This is a genomic window from Oleiphilus sp. HI0080, from assembly GCF_001635135.1.
In genome coordinates this window covers 1-528 of sequence record NZ_LWFU01000181.1, presented here as the reverse complement: position 1 = coordinate 528, position 528 = coordinate 1, and the positions used below count along the sequence as shown (strand labels likewise).

Annotated in this window: 1 pseudogene; it reads left to right on the top strand. The window is 45.8% G+C overall.

What is annotated here, in order from left to right:
- A pseudogene (locus A3751_RS01990) lies at nt 1–407 on the top strand (tRNA (adenosine(37)-N6)-threonylcarbamoyltransferase complex transferase subunit TsaD); the annotation flags it as partial.
- Nucleotides 408–528: the final 121 nt, after the last annotated feature.

Sequence of the window (528 nt, the reverse complement as noted above, 5' to 3'; positions counted from 1 at the left end):
GTTTTAGTGGTTTGAAAACATTCACTCTAAACACGGTTAATAAAGCACGTGACGAAGATCGTTTTGACGATGACGAGAAAGCACGAATTGCACTGGCTTTTGAAGATGCCGTAGTCGACACCTTAATGATCAAATGCCGAAGGGCCCTCAAAGAAACGGGATTCAAGCGACTCGTTATTGCTGGTGGCGTAAGCGCAAATGTTAATCTCCGTCAGACACTTAAGAAAATGGAAGAAAAAACCGGTTCTGAGGTTTTCTACGCCCGTCAGAAGTACTGTACTGATAATGGCGCCATGATTGCCTATGCAGGTGCTCAGCGTCTGCTTGCAGGACAGCGAAGCAGTGGTGAGGTTGCCGTTCGACCGCGTTGGCCAATGGATCAATTGCCTTCCTTGGGTAAGGGCTAGCTTAAGATGCACGATATTATCTTTATAGAAGGTTTAAGTGTCTCTGCCTCGATTGGTATTTTTGACTGGGAAAAGCGCGTTAAGCAGGATCTGATTATCGACTGCCAAATGCCTTATTCAC